Annotated in this window: 15 protein-coding genes; 6 read left to right on the forward strand and 9 right to left on the reverse strand. The window is 72.3% G+C overall.

Going from position 1 to position 14,442, the window contains the following annotated elements; translation table 11 throughout:
- Window positions 1–447 precede the first annotated feature (447 nt).
- The 5 genes from ACWD5D_RS36720 to ACWD5D_RS36740 all read right to left on the reverse strand — a co-directional run bounded on the left by ACWD5D_RS36720 (window position 448) and on the right by ACWD5D_RS36740 (window position 4,631).
- Window positions 448–636, reverse strand: coding sequence for a hypothetical protein (locus ACWD5D_RS36720; RefSeq protein ID WP_451377136.1), 189 nt, complete (start codon window positions 634–636; stop codon window positions 448–450).
- A gap of 73 nt (window positions 637–709) precedes the next feature.
- Complete coding sequence (locus ACWD5D_RS36725) at window positions 710–1,300, reverse strand: transglutaminase domain-containing protein (RefSeq protein ID WP_451377137.1); 591 nt, start codon at window positions 1,298–1,300, stop codon at window positions 710–712.
- A 78-nt stretch (window positions 1,301–1,378) separates the two neighbouring features.
- Window positions 1,379–2,449 (reverse strand): threonine aldolase family protein, encoded by a 1,071-nt coding sequence (locus tag ACWD5D_RS36730; RefSeq protein ID WP_451377138.1) that lies wholly within the window; start codon window positions 2,447–2,449, stop codon window positions 1,379–1,381.
- Window positions 2,446–3,192 (reverse strand): SDR family NAD(P)-dependent oxidoreductase, encoded by a 747-nt coding sequence (locus ACWD5D_RS36735; RefSeq protein WP_451377139.1) that lies wholly within the window; start codon window positions 3,190–3,192, stop codon window positions 2,446–2,448. Before ACWD5D_RS36735 ends, ACWD5D_RS36730 begins: the two co-directional genes overlap by 4 nt.
- 41 nt (window positions 3,193–3,233) lie before the next feature.
- Window positions 3,234–4,631 carry a DUF6421 family protein gene (locus ACWD5D_RS36740; RefSeq protein ID WP_451377140.1) on the reverse strand — a complete coding sequence of 466 codons (1,398 nt, stop codon included), beginning with the start codon at window positions 4,629–4,631 and terminating at the stop codon, window positions 3,234–3,236.
- Window positions 4,632–5,034: 403 nt separating this feature from the next.
- Between ACWD5D_RS36740 and ACWD5D_RS36745 the strand changes: the two genes are divergently transcribed.
- Complete coding sequence (locus ACWD5D_RS36745) at window positions 5,035–5,754, forward strand: glycerophosphodiester phosphodiesterase (RefSeq protein WP_451377141.1); 720 nt, start codon at window positions 5,035–5,037, stop codon at window positions 5,752–5,754.
- Between the two features lie 54 nt (window positions 5,755–5,808).
- Here the strand turns inward: ACWD5D_RS36745 and ACWD5D_RS36750 are convergent, their stop codons facing one another.
- Window positions 5,809–6,348 carry a GNAT family N-acetyltransferase gene (locus ACWD5D_RS36750; protein ID WP_451377142.1) on the reverse strand — a complete coding sequence of 180 codons (540 nt, stop codon included), beginning with the start codon at window positions 6,346–6,348 and terminating at the stop codon, window positions 5,809–5,811.
- Window positions 6,349–6,419: 71 nt separating this feature from the next.
- Here ACWD5D_RS36750 and ACWD5D_RS36755 point away from each other — a divergent pair, with 71 nt between their 5' ends.
- Both ACWD5D_RS36755 and ACWD5D_RS36760 read left to right on the forward strand, forming a co-directional pair.
- Window positions 6,420–6,812, forward strand: coding sequence for a VOC family protein (locus ACWD5D_RS36755; RefSeq protein ID WP_451377143.1), 393 nt, complete (start codon window positions 6,420–6,422; stop codon window positions 6,810–6,812).
- 109 nt (window positions 6,813–6,921) lie between these two features.
- Window positions 6,922–7,686: a VOC family protein gene (locus ACWD5D_RS36760; protein WP_451377144.1), complete on the forward strand. Its 765-nt coding sequence runs from the start codon at window positions 6,922–6,924 to the stop codon at window positions 7,684–7,686.
- A 2-nt stretch (window positions 7,687–7,688) separates the two neighbouring features.
- Here the strand turns inward: ACWD5D_RS36760 and ACWD5D_RS36765 are convergent, their stop codons facing one another.
- The gene (locus ACWD5D_RS36765; RefSeq protein WP_451377145.1) at window positions 7,689–8,387 is read right to left on the reverse strand and encodes a MarR family winged helix-turn-helix transcriptional regulator; all 699 of its coding nucleotides are present in this window, start codon (window positions 8,385–8,387) and stop codon (window positions 7,689–7,691) included.
- A complete protein-coding gene (locus ACWD5D_RS36770; protein WP_451377146.1) occupies window positions 8,384–10,168 on the reverse strand; it encodes an FUSC family protein in 1,785 nt (594 codons plus the stop codon). Before ACWD5D_RS36770 ends, ACWD5D_RS36765 begins: the two co-directional genes overlap by 4 nt.
- Window positions 10,169–10,344: 176 nt before the next feature.
- Here ACWD5D_RS36770 and ACWD5D_RS36775 point away from each other — a divergent pair, with 176 nt between their 5' ends.
- The 3 genes from ACWD5D_RS36775 to ACWD5D_RS36785 all read left to right on the forward strand — a co-directional run bounded on the left by ACWD5D_RS36775 (window position 10,345) and on the right by ACWD5D_RS36785 (window position 13,528).
- Window positions 10,345–10,947 (forward strand): DUF5134 domain-containing protein, encoded by a 603-nt coding sequence (locus tag ACWD5D_RS36775; protein WP_451377147.1) that lies wholly within the window; start codon window positions 10,345–10,347, stop codon window positions 10,945–10,947.
- Window positions 10,948–11,277: 330 nt separating this feature from the next.
- On the forward strand, window positions 11,278–12,006 hold the full coding sequence (locus ACWD5D_RS36780) for a TetR/AcrR family transcriptional regulator (protein ID WP_451377148.1): 729 nt from the start codon (window positions 11,278–11,280) through the stop codon (window positions 12,004–12,006).
- 181 nt (window positions 12,007–12,187) lie between these two features.
- Window positions 12,188–13,528 (forward strand): FAD-dependent oxidoreductase, encoded by a 1,341-nt coding sequence (locus ACWD5D_RS36785; RefSeq protein WP_451377149.1) that lies wholly within the window; start codon window positions 12,188–12,190, stop codon window positions 13,526–13,528.
- 147 nt (window positions 13,529–13,675) lie between these two features.
- Here ACWD5D_RS36785 and ACWD5D_RS36790 read toward each other — a convergent pair whose 3' ends face one another.
- Window positions 13,676–14,440: a PaaX family transcriptional regulator C-terminal domain-containing protein gene (locus ACWD5D_RS36790; protein WP_451377150.1), complete on the reverse strand. Its 765-nt coding sequence runs from the start codon at window positions 14,438–14,440 to the stop codon at window positions 13,676–13,678.
- Window positions 14,441–14,442 lie beyond the last annotated feature (2 nt).

Here is a 14,442-nt window from a genome sequence, read left to right on the forward strand (position 1 = left end):
CGGTCACGGAGCGTAGGAACTCACATGATCGCGCAGGCCCGTGCCTGCACCTGCATCCAGCCCCTCACACCCGCCTATCCGCGCACGCTCTAAGTGATCCTGTGTAGTCCGCAGGATACGGGATCGGTTGGATCGTTTCCCACCTGGGTGGGGTGGCGTGGGCGTGGAGGTGGAATCCTGCGCCCAGTGCCGCTCCGCGTGGCCGGTGTCGGCGGGTGGTGGGGGTGCTGATCGTCGTCACGCCCTGGTGCCGGTGGGCTGCGCGGGGCAGCTGGGTCCGGCCCGTTGGTGCGTGTCCCTCCGGACGCTTGCCCGCCGGACCCGTGGGTCTGGTGGGGGAGGGTGCCCTGCGTCGCCTGGGCGCGGGACGTGGAGTGCGGCGCCGGGTAGGTCCGGTCTGCGCTTCGAGGGCCACGGCGATCACATGCTGGTGGTCCGCATGAACTCCTACACCCGGCGGGACGACCAGGACACCGAGTTCTGGTACACCTTCCCGCAGACCGGGTTCGCCCGCCAACTGCCGCTGGCCGAGGGCCTGCCTGGGTTCACCGACAGCTTCGGCATCGCCGGTCCCCGTTCCCCAGCCGCCTCGTCGCGCGCGATCGTCCCGTCGTCCACTGCTCCCCCGTCGCTCATGGCCGGGAGATTAGCGAGTGCGACGGAGCGACGGCCAGGCGGGGTGGGCGCCGGGAGGGGGCGCGGTCCCGGTTCAGAGTGCGGTGGGGAGGGTCTTCCAGAGGTACGGGCGGTCCGGTGCCGCCTTCAGGGCGTCGAGGACGAGCGGATGCGGTGCGGCGTACAGGATCGGATGGTCCAGCTCACCGGACGCGGGGTCGGGAATCCAGGCCAGTCGCTCTCCGTCGAGGGAGAACCGGGCGTCGACGCCCGGTTTGTTGCCGCGCGGATCCTGCCGGTGCCAGGCGCCGTCGAAGCGCACGGCGACCAGGCCGTGGACGACGAGGCCGCCCTCGTCGTCGGACAGACGCTGGTAGCACAGGGCGGTGGGGATGTCCTCGGCGCGCAGCAGTGCGGCGAGGGCGTGGGCCTTGGCGTAGCAGATGCCGGTGCGCAGCGTGAGGACGTCGGAGGCGCGCCAGGTGACGCGGAGATCGCCGGAGTCCTGCGAGTGCGGGACGGTGTCGCGCACGAACTCGTACGCGACACGTGCATATTCATACGAGTCGGCCGCCCTCTCCGTCAGGCGGGCGGCCGTTTCGCGGACCGTGGGATGGTGATGGTCGATGACCTCGTCAGCGGCCAAGTAGGCGGACAGGTCGGCGTTTTCCTGGATCAGCTCCATGTCCGCAGAGCATAGGAATGCGGCCACCCGAGCGTCAATGATTTTTCGAATAGCCGCATACCTATGCGCAACCGGAGGCTAGCGGGCCATCTCCTCCTTGACCGCCGCCACGAACGAGTCGACGTCGTCCTCGGTGGTGTCGAAGGCGCACATCCAGCGCACGACGCCGGCCGCCTCGTCCCAGAAGTAGAACCGGAACTTCTTCTGCAGCCGCTCGCTCACCTCGTGGGGGAGCTTGGCGAAGACGCCGTTCGCCTGCACCGGGTAGAGGATCTCCACGCCGTGCACGGCGCGGACGCCCTCGGCCAGCCGCTGCGCCATCTCGTTGGCGTGCCGGGCGTTACGCAGCCACAGGTCCTTGGCGAGCAGCGCCTCCAACTGCACGGAGACGAAGCGCATCTTGGAGGCAAGCTGCATGGACATCTTGCGCAGGTGCTTCATCTGCCGCACCGCGTCCTGGTTGATGACCACGACGGCCTCGCCGAAGATCGCGCCGTTCTTCGTCCCGCCCAGCGAGAGGATGTCGACGCCGACCGCGTTGGTGAACGTCCGCATGGGGACGTTCAGGGAGGCGGCGGCGTTGGCGATCCGGGAGCCGTCCAGGTGCACCCTCATGCCGTGCGCGTGGGCGTGCTCGCAGATCGCGCGGATCTCCTCGGGCGTGTAGAGCGTGCCCAGTTCCGTGGACTGGGTGATCGACACGACCTGGGGCATGGCACGGTGCTCGTCGTCGAAGCCCCAGGCCTGCCGGTCGATCAGCTCGGGCGTGAGCTTGCCGTCGGGCGTGGGCACGGTGAGCAGCTTGAGGCCGCCCATCCGCTCGGGGGCGCCGCCCTCGTCCACGTTGATGTGGGCGCTCTCGGCACAGATCACCGCGCCCCAGCGGTCGGTGACCGCCTGGAGCGCGACGACGTTCGCGCCGGTGCCGTTGAAGACCGGGAAGGCCTCCGCGGTCGATCCGAAGTGGCCGCGGATGATCCCCTGGAGGTTCTCGGTGTAGTCGTCCTCGCCGTACGCCACCTGATGGCCGCCGTTGGCCAGGGCCAGGGCGGCCATCACCTCTGGATGCGCCCCGGCGTAGTTGTCGCTGGCGAAACCGCGGACCTGCGGGTCGTGGTGGCGACGCGCGTCGGTCTTGGGAGGGTTCACGGCTTCTCGGTCAGCCACAGACGGTTTCCGTTCACTTCGGCGGCGGGCTCGCTCCAGACGCCTACGACGGCCTCGGCCAGGTCCTTGACGTCCGTGAAGCCCGCGAACTTCGCGTTGGGGCGTTCGGCGCGCATCGCGTCGTGCACCAGCGCCTTCACCACCAGGATGGCAGCAGCCGCGCGCGGCCCCTCCTCGCCCCCCTCCTTGCGCAGGCCGTCGGCCATGGCCAGCGTCCAGGCCTCGGCGGCGGCCTTGGCCGCGGAGTACGCGGCGTTGCCCGCGGTGGGCTTGGTCGCACCGGCGGCGCTGATCAGCAGGAAGCGGCCGTTGCCGCTGCGCTGCAGGCCGTCGTAGAAGGCCAGCGAGGTGTGCTGGACGGTGCGGATGAGCAGCTTCTCCAGCAGGTCCCAGTCGGCGAGGTCGGTCTCGCCGAAGTGCGCGCTGCCGCGCCAGCCGCCGACCAGGTGGATCAGACCGTCGACGCGGCCGTGCTCCTTCTCGATGTGCTCGGCCCAGGCGCGGGTCGAACCGAGGTCGAGCAGGTCCACCGTCTCGCCCGTGACCGTGGCGCCACCGTTGGCGTAGCGGGCCGCGTCCACGGCCTCCGCGAGGCGGCCGGGGTCGTTGTCCGCGCCGACGACGGTCGCGCCCGCCTCGGCGAGCCGGATCAGGGTCGCGCGTCCGGCGGGTCCGCCCGCTCCGGCGACCGCGACGACCGCACCACTGAGAACCCCGTTCCCCATGTTGTTCCCCTCTTGATCAGCAGTGTTCTGGACGCGGTCGCTCACGCGGCGAGCCGCTCGGCGCCGTCCGCCGTGATGCCCTTGGTGGAGGCGATCACATTCTTCAGCCTTTTGGACAGGGCCTCAAAGAACATGCTGAGCGGAAACTCGTCCGGAAGCACGTCGTCCACGAGCTTGCGCGGCGGCTGGGTCAGGTCCAGGGCGTCGGGACCCTTGGCCCACTTGGAGCCCGGGTGCGGGGCGAGGTAGGTGGAGACCAGCTCGTAGCCCGCGAACCAGTGCACCAGCTTGGGGCGGTCGATGCCGTCCCGGTACAGCTTCTCGATCTCGGCGCACAGCTGGTTGGTGACCTGCGGGGCGCGCTCCCAGTCGATGGAGAGCTTGTTGTCCGTCCAGCGGATGACGTCGTGCTTGTGCAGGTAGGCGAAGAGCAGCTGGCCGCCGACGCCGTCGTAGTTGCGCACGCGGTCACCGGTGAGCGGGAAGCGGAACATGCGGTCGAAGAGCACCGCGTACTGGACGTCACGGGCCTGCGGGACGCCGTCCGCCTGGAGCTTCACGGCCTCCTTGAAGGCGGTGAGGTCGCAGCGCAGCTCCTCCAGGCCGTACATCCAGAACGGCTGGCGCTGCTTGATCATGAACGGGTCGAACGGCAGGTCGCCGTGGCTGTGGGTGCGGTCGTGGACCATGTCCCAGAGCACGAAGGCCTCTTCGCAGCGCTTCTGGTCGTCGACCATCGCGGCGATGTCCTCGGGCAGCTGAAGGCCCAGGATCTCGACGGCCGCGTCGGTGACCCGGCGGAAGCGGGCGGCCTCGCGGTCGCAGAAGATGCCGCCCCACGAGAAGCGTTCCGGCGCCTCGCGCACGGCAATGGTCTCCGGGAAGAGGACGGCCGAGTTGGTGTCGTAGCCGGCCGTGAAGTCCTCGAAGGTGATGCCGCAGAACAGCGGGTTGTCGTAGCGGGTGCGCTCCAGCTCGGCCAGCCACTCCGGCCACACCATGCGCAGCACGACCGCCTCGAGGTTGCGGTCCGGGTTGCCGTTCTGCGTGTACATGGCGAAGACGACCAGATGCTGCAGGCCGTCCGCGCGGCCCGCCGCGGGCTGGAAGGCCAGCAGGGAGTCCAGGAAGTCCGGCACCTCGAAGCCGCCCTCGGCCCAGCGGCGCAGGTCCTGCGCGAGAGCCTCGTGGTAGGCGGCGTCGTGCGGCAGCAGCGGGGAGAGCCGCTCGACCGAGTCGACGACACGGCGAACCGCGTCCTCGGCCTCGGACCGCTCCGGGGCACCCTCGGCCGTGAAGTCGATCGATCCGTCCTTGGACTGCCATGGCCGAATCTGTTCCACGGCACTCTTGAGCACCGGCCAGGCCGGGTGCTCAACCACCCTGGTCAGCGAAGGAACCTTCTCCTCCATAGCCGCCTGCACAAGAATTTCCGTCATGTCCCATCCTCCACGGGAGAACCTCGCGTAAGGACACCGTATGCATACCCCGTTTCACGCAGCAAGAGGGGGGTCGGGAAATTATTCTGTCGCGCCGCATGGTCACCGACATTTTTCCTGCGGCAAACCGTGATGGCGCTCACTTCCGTCGCGGACATGGGGGTCACGCCCGCAGAGAACGCAGCGATCAGATCCGGCCGGTCAATGACGGCAGGACTCGCCCACGCCAGGGTGACGGCGGGGCGGGCAGGAGCCAGGTGCCGGGCGCGCCGCGCGGCGATCCCCGGCGCAGGTGCGGGTTCATCCCGGGACGCGGCCATTAGGCTGCGACCCTGCCGCGCGGACGACGACGCCCGTCGGGTCCGCGTGCGCCGAGCCGCCGTCGACGGAAGCGAGTTGAACCTTGAACTTCCTTACCATCGGTCACCGCGGGGTCATGGGTGTCGAACCCGAGAACACCCTTCGTTCCTTCGCCGCCGCGCAGCAGGCCGGCCTCGACCTGATCGAACTCGATCTGCACCTGAGCAAGGACGGCGCCCTGGTCGTCATGCACGACGCGGAGGTGGACCGCACGACCGACGGCACCGGGCCGATCGCCGAGAAGACCCTCGCCGAGCTGCGCACCCTGGACGCGGGTCGCGGGGAGCGGGTGCCGGTGTTCGAAGAGGTCCTGGACGCGGTGCGCGCCCCGCTGCAGGCGGAGATCAAGGATGTGGCGGCGGCGCGGGCGCTCGCCGAGGTCATGCACCGCCGGGACCTGGTCTCGCGGGTGGAGGTGTCCTCGTTCCACGACGAGGCGCTCGCCGAGATCGCCCGGCTGGTGCCGGGCGTGCGCACGGCCCTGATCGCGAGCCTCCCCCACTTCCGGACGGGCTCAAGCGGGGGGACCCCCACCGGCACCGACGTGGTGGAGCGCGCCACCGCGGTGGGCGCCACGACCCTCTGTCTCAACATCCGCCGGGTGACCGTCGAGGTCGTCGAGCACGCGCGCGCCGCCGATCTCAAGATCATCGGCTGGGTGGTCAACACGCAGGACCATCTGCGACTGGTCCGCGCCCTCCAGCTGGACGGCGCGACGACCGACTACCCGGAGATCAAACGCACCGGCCGCTTCACCGCGTGAGTACGTGCCTGCCCCTGCGCGCGGGCCCGCGCGCAGGGCATCAGGCCGCGAAACTCACACCAGCGGCTTGACCAGCAGCTCGAACTGCAGGTCGTCGCGCTGCGGGACACCGAAGCGCTCGTCGCCGTACGGGAACGGCGTCATCCTGCCCGTACGGCGATAGCCGCGGCGCTCGTACCAGGCGATCAGGTCGTCGCGGACCGAGATCACCGTCATGTGCATCTCGGTGACCCCCCAGGCTTCCCTGGCCTGCCGCTCCGCCTCCGCCATCACCGTCTTGCCGAGGCCGGCGCCCTGGAGGGCGGGGCTGACCGCGAACATGCCGAAGTAGGCGTGGTCGCCGCGGTGTTCGAGCTGACAGCAGGCGACGATCCGGCCGTCCTGCTCGACGGTCAGCAGCCTGCTGTCCGGCGACTTGATGACCGCGAGCACGCCCTCCGGGTCGGTGCGCTGCCCCTCCAGGATGTCCGCCTCGGTGGTCCACCCGGCCCGGCTGGAGTCTCCCCGGTACGCGGACTCGACCAGCGCGACGAGGGCGTCCACGTCGGCGTCGGTGGCGTCCCGGAAGGTCGTGCCGGTGGCGGTGCTGTCCATGGGGCTGATCTCCGATCTCGGGCGCGGCTGAGCCAGGGTCGAGGGTAACTGTGCCACTAGGCTCCGGACGCATGGTGCACGTACTCGGCAGCCGGACACTGCTGCGCCCCACGGACCCCGAGCGCTCCCGCGCCTTCTACGGGGAGCGGCTGGGCCTCGCCGTCTACCGCGAGTTCGGTACGGGCCCGGAGCGCGGGACCGTCTACTTCCTCGGCGGCGGCTTCCTGGAGGTCTCCGGCCGGTCCGACGCCCCGCCGTCGCCCGCGGTGCGGCTGTGGCTGCAGGTCGAGGACGTGGCCGCCGCGCACGAGGAGCTGCGGGGCAGGGGTGTCGAGATCGTGCGGGAGCCGGTCAAGGAGCCGTGGGGACTCGTCGAGATGTGGATCTCCGACCCGGACGGCATCCCGATCGTGCTGGTGGAGGTCCCGGACGACCATCCGCTGCGCTACCGGCCCGGCATCTGACGGGCCTTCCGGATGGCCGCTGTCAGTGGGCGCGACTAGCGTGCGCAGAGGGTTCCGCCTCCCGCGCGGAGGCCCCCTGCCCGCGTCGCCGCATCCGGAAGGAACCGTTATGAAGTTCGACAAGCCCGTGCTCGGCGGACCGTGCTGGACCGAGCTGGGCACCAGCGACCTGGAGGGGGCCAAGCGGTTCTACGCCGACCTGTTCGGCTGGCGGCCGGAGACGGACCCGCGGCCGGAAGCGGGCGGCTACACGATGGCGCACGTCGGGGACGCGGCGGTCGCCGCCCTCAGCCCGCTGTACCAGGAGTCCCAACCGGTCGCCTGGAACGTGTCGTTCGCGGTGGCGGACGCCGACGACGCGGCACGGCGGGTGACGGAGGCCGGCGGCACGGTGCTCCTCGGCCCGATGGACGTCTTCGACGTGGGCCGCTTCGTGGTGGCCCTGGATCCGACCGGCGCCGCCTTCCAGCTGTGGCAGGCGCGCGCCTTCCCGGGTGCGGGGCTGTTCAACGCGCCCGGCACGCTCGGCTGGGTGGAGCTGGCGACCCGGGACACCGACCGGGCCCGGGACTTCTACCCCACGGTCTTCGGCTGGAGCGTCAACGCCTCGAAGTGGTACACGCAGTGGGGCCTGAACGGGGAGGACTTCGGCGGGATGGCCGACATGGGCGACCGGTTCCCGCCCGAGGTGCCTGCGCACTGGATGCCGTACTTCGCGGTGGAGGACCTGGACGCGACGGCGGAGGCCGCCGAGCGAGCGGGTGGCGCCGTCGTGGTGGCCGCCACGCCGGTGGGGGACGTCCGGCGCATCGCCGTGCTGCGGGACCCGCAGGGTGCGGCGTTCGGCGTCTACCAGGAGAACGAGGAGGGCTGACCTCACGCGCGCAGGGTGCTCATCCGGCCTTCCAGCCCACTGAGCAGGCCCCCGAGCAGGGCGGCCAGTTCGCCCTGGCCCTCGGGTTCGAGCGTGGACAGCACCGCGGTCTCGTAGGCGAGCTGCTCCGGGAGGATGCCGTCCACGAGGTCGCGACCCGCGTCGGTGAGGCGCAGGTGGGCGACGCGGCGGTCGCGGGCGTCCCCGCGTCGCTCGACCAGTCCGCGTTCGGTCAAATGCTTGAGCCGCTTGGTGACGGCGGCTCCGGAGGAGAAGGTCTCCCGGGCCAGCTCCCCCGGGGTCAGCTCGTGGCCGGTCCGGCGCAGCGCGCCGAGCAGGTCGAACTCCGGGCGGCTGAGGCCGGCCCGGCGCAGCGGGGCGTCCTCGGCCTGCTGGAGGAGGGCGGCGCAGCGGTTGATGCGCCCGATGACCTCCATGGGTCCGGTGTCAAGACCAGGGTGCACGGCCCGCCATTGCCGGACCACGGCGGCGACGGTGTCGCCGTGCGCGCCGGACTGCCCGGCCGCCGTCGGCTCCTTGTTCTCGGCGTTCTCGGCGTTCTCGGCCCCGGCACCGGCGGCCTGTCCGGCCGTCAACCCGTCGGCGGGTTCGACGCCCCCGTCCCCCGGCCGTTCCCCCGTTGCGCCCTCCGCCGCGTCGCCCCCGGCCCCGGCTCCCGGCCGCCCGTTCGTCGCCGTCATGGCCGTGTGTCCTCCGTCGTCCTGCCCGTGTCCTGCGCCAGGGGTGCGAGGCCCTGGCGTCGTACCGTCGCGGTGAGCGTACGGTGTCCGGCCTGTTCGGCGAGGACGACCCGCTCCGTGGGCAGGGCGCGCTGCCACCACTCGCCGGACGCGGCGTCGGCCGTGGCCCGCAGGTCGACCAGAGCGGCGGCGAGGGCACGGCGGGCGGTGTCCAGGGCGCGGGGTGCCGGACGGGGCTCGGCAAGGAGTCGTGCGGCGTGTTCGCGGGCACGCTCGACCGCGGTCAGGGCGTGTCCGATACGGTCGCCGGCGCGCCGGTTGGTGACGACGACGGCCGCGACGAAGCCGACCAGCGCGCCGATCAGGGCGTCCGCGACCCGCTCGGTGATCAGCCGGCCGGGGTCCTGGGTGCGGGCGAACTCGGTGATGAGCAGGGCCATCGGCGTGACGCAGACGCTGCCCAGCCAGTAGTTGCGGCCGATCAGCGCCTCGGCGCCGAAGTTGAAGGCGAGGCAGCACAGCACCAAGGCGGCCGGATGCAGATGGGCCAGCGGGACGGCCGCGGCGAAGACGAGGACACCGAGAAGGTTGCCGACGACGCGCTGGACGCCCCGGCTCCAGGTGAGGGTGACGTTGGCCTGGTACAGGGAGGCCGCCGTGACGAGGGCCCAGTAGGGGCGGCCGACGCCGAGGGCCAGGGAGACGTATCCGGCGAGGGCGCAGCCGATCGCGGTGCGGACGGCGATGGGGACCAGTGGGGCGAGACGGCTGCGCGACGGGCGGCGCGGGAGAGCGAGTTCCACGTCCACGCCGAGCAGTTCGTCGGACGTGTCCCGCGGGGAGCCGGCCTCCGGGACGGGGCCGGTGCCGCGCAGTGCGCGGGCCCAGGCGCGCAGTCGCCCGGGATCGGTGTCGGCGGGGGCGGCGAGGGCGACCTCGGCGCGGACGAGGAGCCGTTCAAGGGCGCGCCGGGTGTGATCGGGGCGGCCGCGGTCCGGCCGAGGACGACCGGGACGAGCACGACCGGGACGAGAGTGGCGGGGGCGGTCGCTGTCGGGACCGGTGCGCTCAGGTCGTGAACCGCCGGGACGAGGGCTGCCGGGACGGGTGCCGGCGGCGAGCAGGTACTGCCAGGCGGTGTGCACGGCGGCGGCCGTGGCGGCGCGGGCCCGGTCATGGCCGTCGCCGGTCCCGCGCGTCTCCGCGTACGCGGCGGCCGCGTTCAGGGCCTGGGCGGTGGCGCGGCGCTCGGGACCGTGCGGACGCAGCAGTCCGGGCGCCATCCCGACCAGCCACGCCCAGGCACCCGCCGCCAGGGCCAGACCGACATGACCGGGCACCTGGCCCAGGGTCTGCGGCGCGAACAGCGAGGCGGAACTGATGAAGGCGAGCACCACGTGTGCGGGCGGGCCGATGCGGGTGGCGTCGCACACGGCCTTCTGCACCGCCGCCATGAGGGCGCCGACGGTGACCAGCACGACGGTGTCGGAGGTGAGCGACGCCGTGACCAGGGCGACGGCCAGGCCGCCGACCATGCCGAGCACCACCCTGGCGAGGGTGCGGGCCCGTGCGGCGTAGGGCCGGTTGTGGGCGTAGAGCGCGCACAGGGACCCCGCCATCGTGTACATGACCAGATCGAGGCGTCCGAGGGCCAGCAGCATCAGGTTGGGCGGGGCGGCCGCGACGACGGCGCTGAGCGCGGGCTTGAACCAGATGTCGGAGGGCCGGCCGAGGCGGAGCACCCCGACGAGGGGAAGCCGATGGGGGGTCGTCCTACTCATACCCATCAATTTAGCATGTGTTTTACTCGTAAAACACTCTGGACGTGTCGGTACCCTCCCTGCTCACCGACTGCGCTCCGGCGAATGCTCCCCGTGTACATCCTTGCGCTCGCGTGCGCGCCGCGTGCCGTGGGCATCGCATCTGTCGACCGACCGTTGAGCGGGGGGTGGTGAGCGTGCACGGACCGGTTGCGGCGGCATGGCTGCTGGTCGCGCTGTGCGCAGCGACTGGCGCCTACTGTCTGCTGCGGATGCGCAGTGGTGTCGAGGAGCAGCGCCGCGCCGCGGGCGGCGAGGCGCTCATGGGCTTCGGCATGGCCGCGATGGCCGTACCCCCCGCGGTGTTCGCGCCGCCGCGCTGGGCGTGGCCCGTGTACGCCGCCGTGTTCGGCGCCGCGGCGCTGCGCGCGCTGTGGACGGCGCGGGCCGGCGGCCATCATCTGCACCATCTGATCGGGACCTCGGCGATGGTCTACATGGCCCTCGCCATGGCCGTCTCCCCCGCCTCGCACCATCACGCGCACTCCGGGACCGGTGTACCGCTGGTGACCGGCGCTCTGCTGGTCTACTTCACCGGCTACGTACTGCTGTCCGGCGCCCGCCTGGTGCCCGCCGCGGCGACGGGCGGCGTGGCGGCGACGGGTACCACGGGGACGGCCGGGACCACGGGGGCGGCGGGCGGCACGGGCGCACCGCGCTGGGGCGACCGTCCGGAACTGGCACGGGCGTGCCGGCTCTCGATGGGGATCGGGATGGTCGCGATGCTCCTGACGATGTGATGCCGGAACGCCCCGGCGAGGCCCAGGCGCGGCCTGCGTGCTGCTGTGCCGCGTCCTGCCGATGACTCTCGGGGGCGCGACGGCGGCCGCCCCCTCGGGGCACCGACCGTCCCGGTCGCCGTGGTCGGGCGCGCGCCGTCCCGGTCGCCGTGGTCGGGCGCGCATGCCCGCGAAACGGCTCTCCCTCGCGGGTTTCCCCAAGCCGCCCGCCTGAGACGATCCCCCGCGTCGCCCCAGACGGACGGCAGCCCTGAGCAGGCCCCCGCGCACAGCGGTGCCTGACGCGCTGAGTATAGTTGGCTGACAGCCAGTCAACGCAGGAGTTCAAGAATGTCCCCGCGGAGCGCCTCGGTCAATGAAGAGTTGCGACGACGTTCCCGGGAGCGGCTGCTGCAGGCGGCGCTCGAACTCGTCGGGGAGCGCGGATTCGAGGCCACCACACTGGGCGCCATCGCGGACCGCGCCGGTTCTGCGCGCGGGCTGGTGTCGTACTACTTCCCCGGCAAGCGCCAATTGGTGCAGTCCGCCGTGCACCGGCTGATGCACCGCACGCTGGAGGAGGCACTGGAGCGGGAGCCGCACACCGAGGACGGCCGGGAGCGGCTCGCGCGGGCCATCGACGCGATCCTGGGCCTTGCCAGGGACCAGCCGGTGCTGATGCGGCAGCACATGGCGGGGCTGCTCCAGGCCGAGGGCTTCGTGCAGTGCCCGGAACAGCGACGGCTCGCGGAACTGCTCGGTGACACCGTCGCCCGTTACGGCTCCCAGAACGTGACGGGCGACTATCCGATGCTGCGGTCACTCCTGATGGGAGCGGTGTACGCGGCGCTGATGCCGGGAATTCCGATGCCCGTCCCGGTACTGCGCTCGGAGCTGTTCGAGCGGTACGGGCTCGACCGGGACATGGGCATGCCGCCGAAGAACGACACGGACGCCGAGGCGCAGCAGCGGGACCAGGATCTGTCGCGGTTCTTCGCCACCGAGGAGCGGGTCCAGGAGCGGACCGAGGCGCAGGCCCAGGAGCGGACCGGCGGGCGGACCGGCGGGCGGACAAGGTGACCGCGCCGGGCACCTCTCGAACAGCGGCTCCTCGATCCGCGGCGTAACCGCGCGATCACCCCCCATCAGGGCGGACACGCGCCCGTGTCGGCGGCCGGTCACTGCCGCGGCGGGCCGGCCGGTGCCATGCTGGAGCCGTCAGGCACATTCTCCGGATGGCCCCGGGGTGAGGAGTACCGCCGTGCTGCGTGTCGCCGTCGTCGGCTCCGGGCCGAGCGGGTGCTACACCGCGCAGAACCTGGTCCAGCGGGATCCCGACGTGCAGGTCGACGTCCTGGACCGGCTGCCCTGCCCGTACGGCCTGGTGCGCTACGGCGTGGCCCCGGACCACGAGAAGATCAAGTCCCTGCAGAACAACCTGCGGACCGTGCTGGAGCACGACCGGGTGCGCTTCCTGGGCGGGCTCGCGGTGGGCGGGCCACGCGGGATTCCCGTGAAGCGGCTCCGGGAGCTGTACCACGCGGTCGTGTACTGCGTGGGCGCCGCCACCGACCGCCGGCTCGGCATCCCCGGCGAGCACCTGACGGGCAGCTGGTCGGCGACGGAGTTCGTGTCCTGGTACAGCGCGCATCCGGACGCGGTCGACGAGGGTTTCCTGCGCGGAGTGCGGTCCGCGGTGGTCATAGGGCTGGGCAATGTGGCCGTCGACGTCACGCGGATGCTGGTCCGCGGCGTTGGCGAGCTGCGCCCGACGGACATGCCTCAGGGCGCCCTGGACGCGCTGGCGGCCAGCGGGGTCACCGACGTCCACATGGTGGGCCGGCGCGGCCCCACGCAGGCCCGCTTCACCACCAAGGAGCTGCGCGAGCTGGGCGGCCTTCCCGGCACCGAAGTCACCGTCGATCCAAGGGAGTTGGCGCTCGATCCGGACTTCGCCGACCTGTCCGCGCTGCCCGCGGTGCAGCGCCGCAACGCGGAGGTGCTGCGCGACTGGGCGGCCGCGCCCCGCCGGGACACGGACCGTCGGATCCATATGCGGTTCTTCCTTCGTCCGGTGGAAGTGCTGGAGCAGGACGGGCGGGTGGCCGGTGTGCGCTTCGAGCGGACGGCACCGGACGGGCACGGCGGTGTGACGGGCACCGGCCGGTTCGAGGACGTGCCGGCGCAGTTGGTGCTGCGCTCGGTGGGCTATCGCGGAGTGCCGCTGGAGGGGCTGCCGTTCGACGCGACGCGCGGCACGGTGCCGCACCTGGAGGGCCGGATCGTGCGTGACGGCGCGGCCTCCCCCGGCGAGTACGTCGCCGGCTGGATCAAGCGCGGCCCGACCGGCGTCATCGGCACCAACCGGCCGTGCGCCAAGGAGACGGTGACCTCACTGCTCGCGGACGCGCCCGTGCTCGTGTCCCAACAGGTACCGGAGGACCCGCTCCCGGCCCTGCGGGCGGCCGGGAGCGAGCCGGTGCCGTGGCAGGGGTGGCTGGCGATCGAGCGCGCCGAGGCCGAGTTGGGCGCCCGACTGGGACGCAACGTGGTCAAGCTGGCGAACTGGGACGCCCTGCTGGGAGCGGCGCGGTCGGCGTAGCGGGGTCCGCTTGGCACGGTAGGTGTCGTGCGCTCGACGTGGCTCGGTCGGCGTCGTGCGGCCGACGTGGCTCGGTCGGCGTCGTGCGGCCGACGTGGCTCGGTCGGCGTCGTGCGGCCGACGTGACGACGTTGGCGCGGTGCGCGGTCAGCCCTCGCTTACCCGCAACCCCACGGATGCGGCCAGCTCCGCCTGGTAGTCGGCGTACTCCGTCCGCAGCGCCTCGCCGGGCCAGTCGGGGGGCAGGAGGACGGCGGGCAGGACCGGGTCGGTGAGGAGGTGACGGACGGCCGCGGCGAAGGAGGTGAGGCGGTCGGCGGGGTGGTGGGAGCCGGCCGCGCGGGTGAGCAGGGTCCGGGCGGTGGCCGCCCAGGCGTCCAGCGGCCACAGGCGGGCGACGAGGTCGCGCGGGGAGCCGTCGGGGCGGGCGGTGTACGACTGGGCCACGCACCGCAGTTCGTCCGGCAGTGGCCGGCCGAGGTTGGCCGGGCGCAGCCACACGCCCTCGCGGAGTTCGGCGAGGCGCAGGCCGGTCAATCGGTTGCGCAGGTCGGCGCGTTCGGCGGGGCCGCGGCCCGTCACCGTGATCACGACCATCTCCCAGTCGCCGTCCCACGCGCGCGTACTCGGGTGCACGGCCTCGTCCTGGCGGTGCTGGCGGGCCAGCAGCCGGTCGCTGAGTCCGTAGACGGCGTCCGTGCGCCGGAGGTCGCCGGCCGCCACCATCCGGCTCAGCGCGGCCCGCAGTGTGGAGCCGCCCACGCCGAAGGGCTCCACCAGCCGGACCAGGTCCTTGACCGGCAGCTGCGGCGGATGCGCGCCGAGCAGCAGGCTCAGGACGACCGACCGCGCGGACAGCGGGCGCAGTCCGGCCGCGGCCTCGTCGGGTTCGGCCGAGTGGTTCATGTGCATGG

This window comes from Streptomyces sp. NPDC002520 (assembly GCF_053595235.1).

What these genes read in the sequence shown, in the direction of transcription:
- ACWD5D_RS36720 (WP_451377136.1), bottom strand. Translation starts at nt 636, where the DNA reads ATGAGCGACGGGGGAGCAGTGGACGACGGGACGATCGCGCGCGACGAG.
- ACWD5D_RS36725 (WP_451377137.1), bottom strand. Translation starts at nt 1,300, where the DNA reads ATGGAGCTGATCCAGGAAAACGCCGACCTGTCCGCCTACTTGGCCGCT.
- ACWD5D_RS36735 (WP_451377139.1), bottom strand. Translation starts at nt 3,192, where the DNA reads ATGGGGAACGGGGTTCTCAGTGGTGCGGTCGTCGCGGTCGCCGGAGCG.
- ACWD5D_RS36740 (WP_451377140.1), bottom strand. Translation starts at nt 4,631, where the DNA reads ATGACGGAAATTCTTGTGCAGGCGGCTATGGAGGAGAAGGTTCCTTCG.
- ACWD5D_RS36750 (WP_451377142.1), bottom strand. Translation starts at nt 6,348, where the DNA reads ATGGACAGCACCGCCACCGGCACGACCTTCCGGGACGCCACCGACGCC.
- ACWD5D_RS36755 (WP_451377143.1), top strand. Translation starts at nt 6,420, where the DNA reads ATGGTGCACGTACTCGGCAGCCGGACACTGCTGCGCCCCACGGACCCC.
- ACWD5D_RS36760 (WP_451377144.1), top strand. Translation starts at nt 6,922, where the DNA reads ATGAAGTTCGACAAGCCCGTGCTCGGCGGACCGTGCTGGACCGAGCTG.
- ACWD5D_RS36765 (WP_451377145.1), bottom strand. Translation starts at nt 8,387, where the DNA reads ATGACGGCGACGAACGGGCGGCCGGGAGCCGGGGCCGGGGGCGACGCG.
- ACWD5D_RS36770 (WP_451377146.1), bottom strand. Translation starts at nt 10,168, where the DNA reads ATGAGTAGGACGACCCCCCATCGGCTTCCCCTCGTCGGGGTGCTCCGC.
- ACWD5D_RS36780 (WP_451377148.1), top strand. Translation starts at nt 11,278, where the DNA reads ATGTCCCCGCGGAGCGCCTCGGTCAATGAAGAGTTGCGACGACGTTCC.
- ACWD5D_RS36790 (WP_451377150.1), bottom strand. Translation starts at nt 14,440, where the DNA reads ATGCACATGAACCACTCGGCCGAACCCGACGAGGCCGCGGCCGGACTG.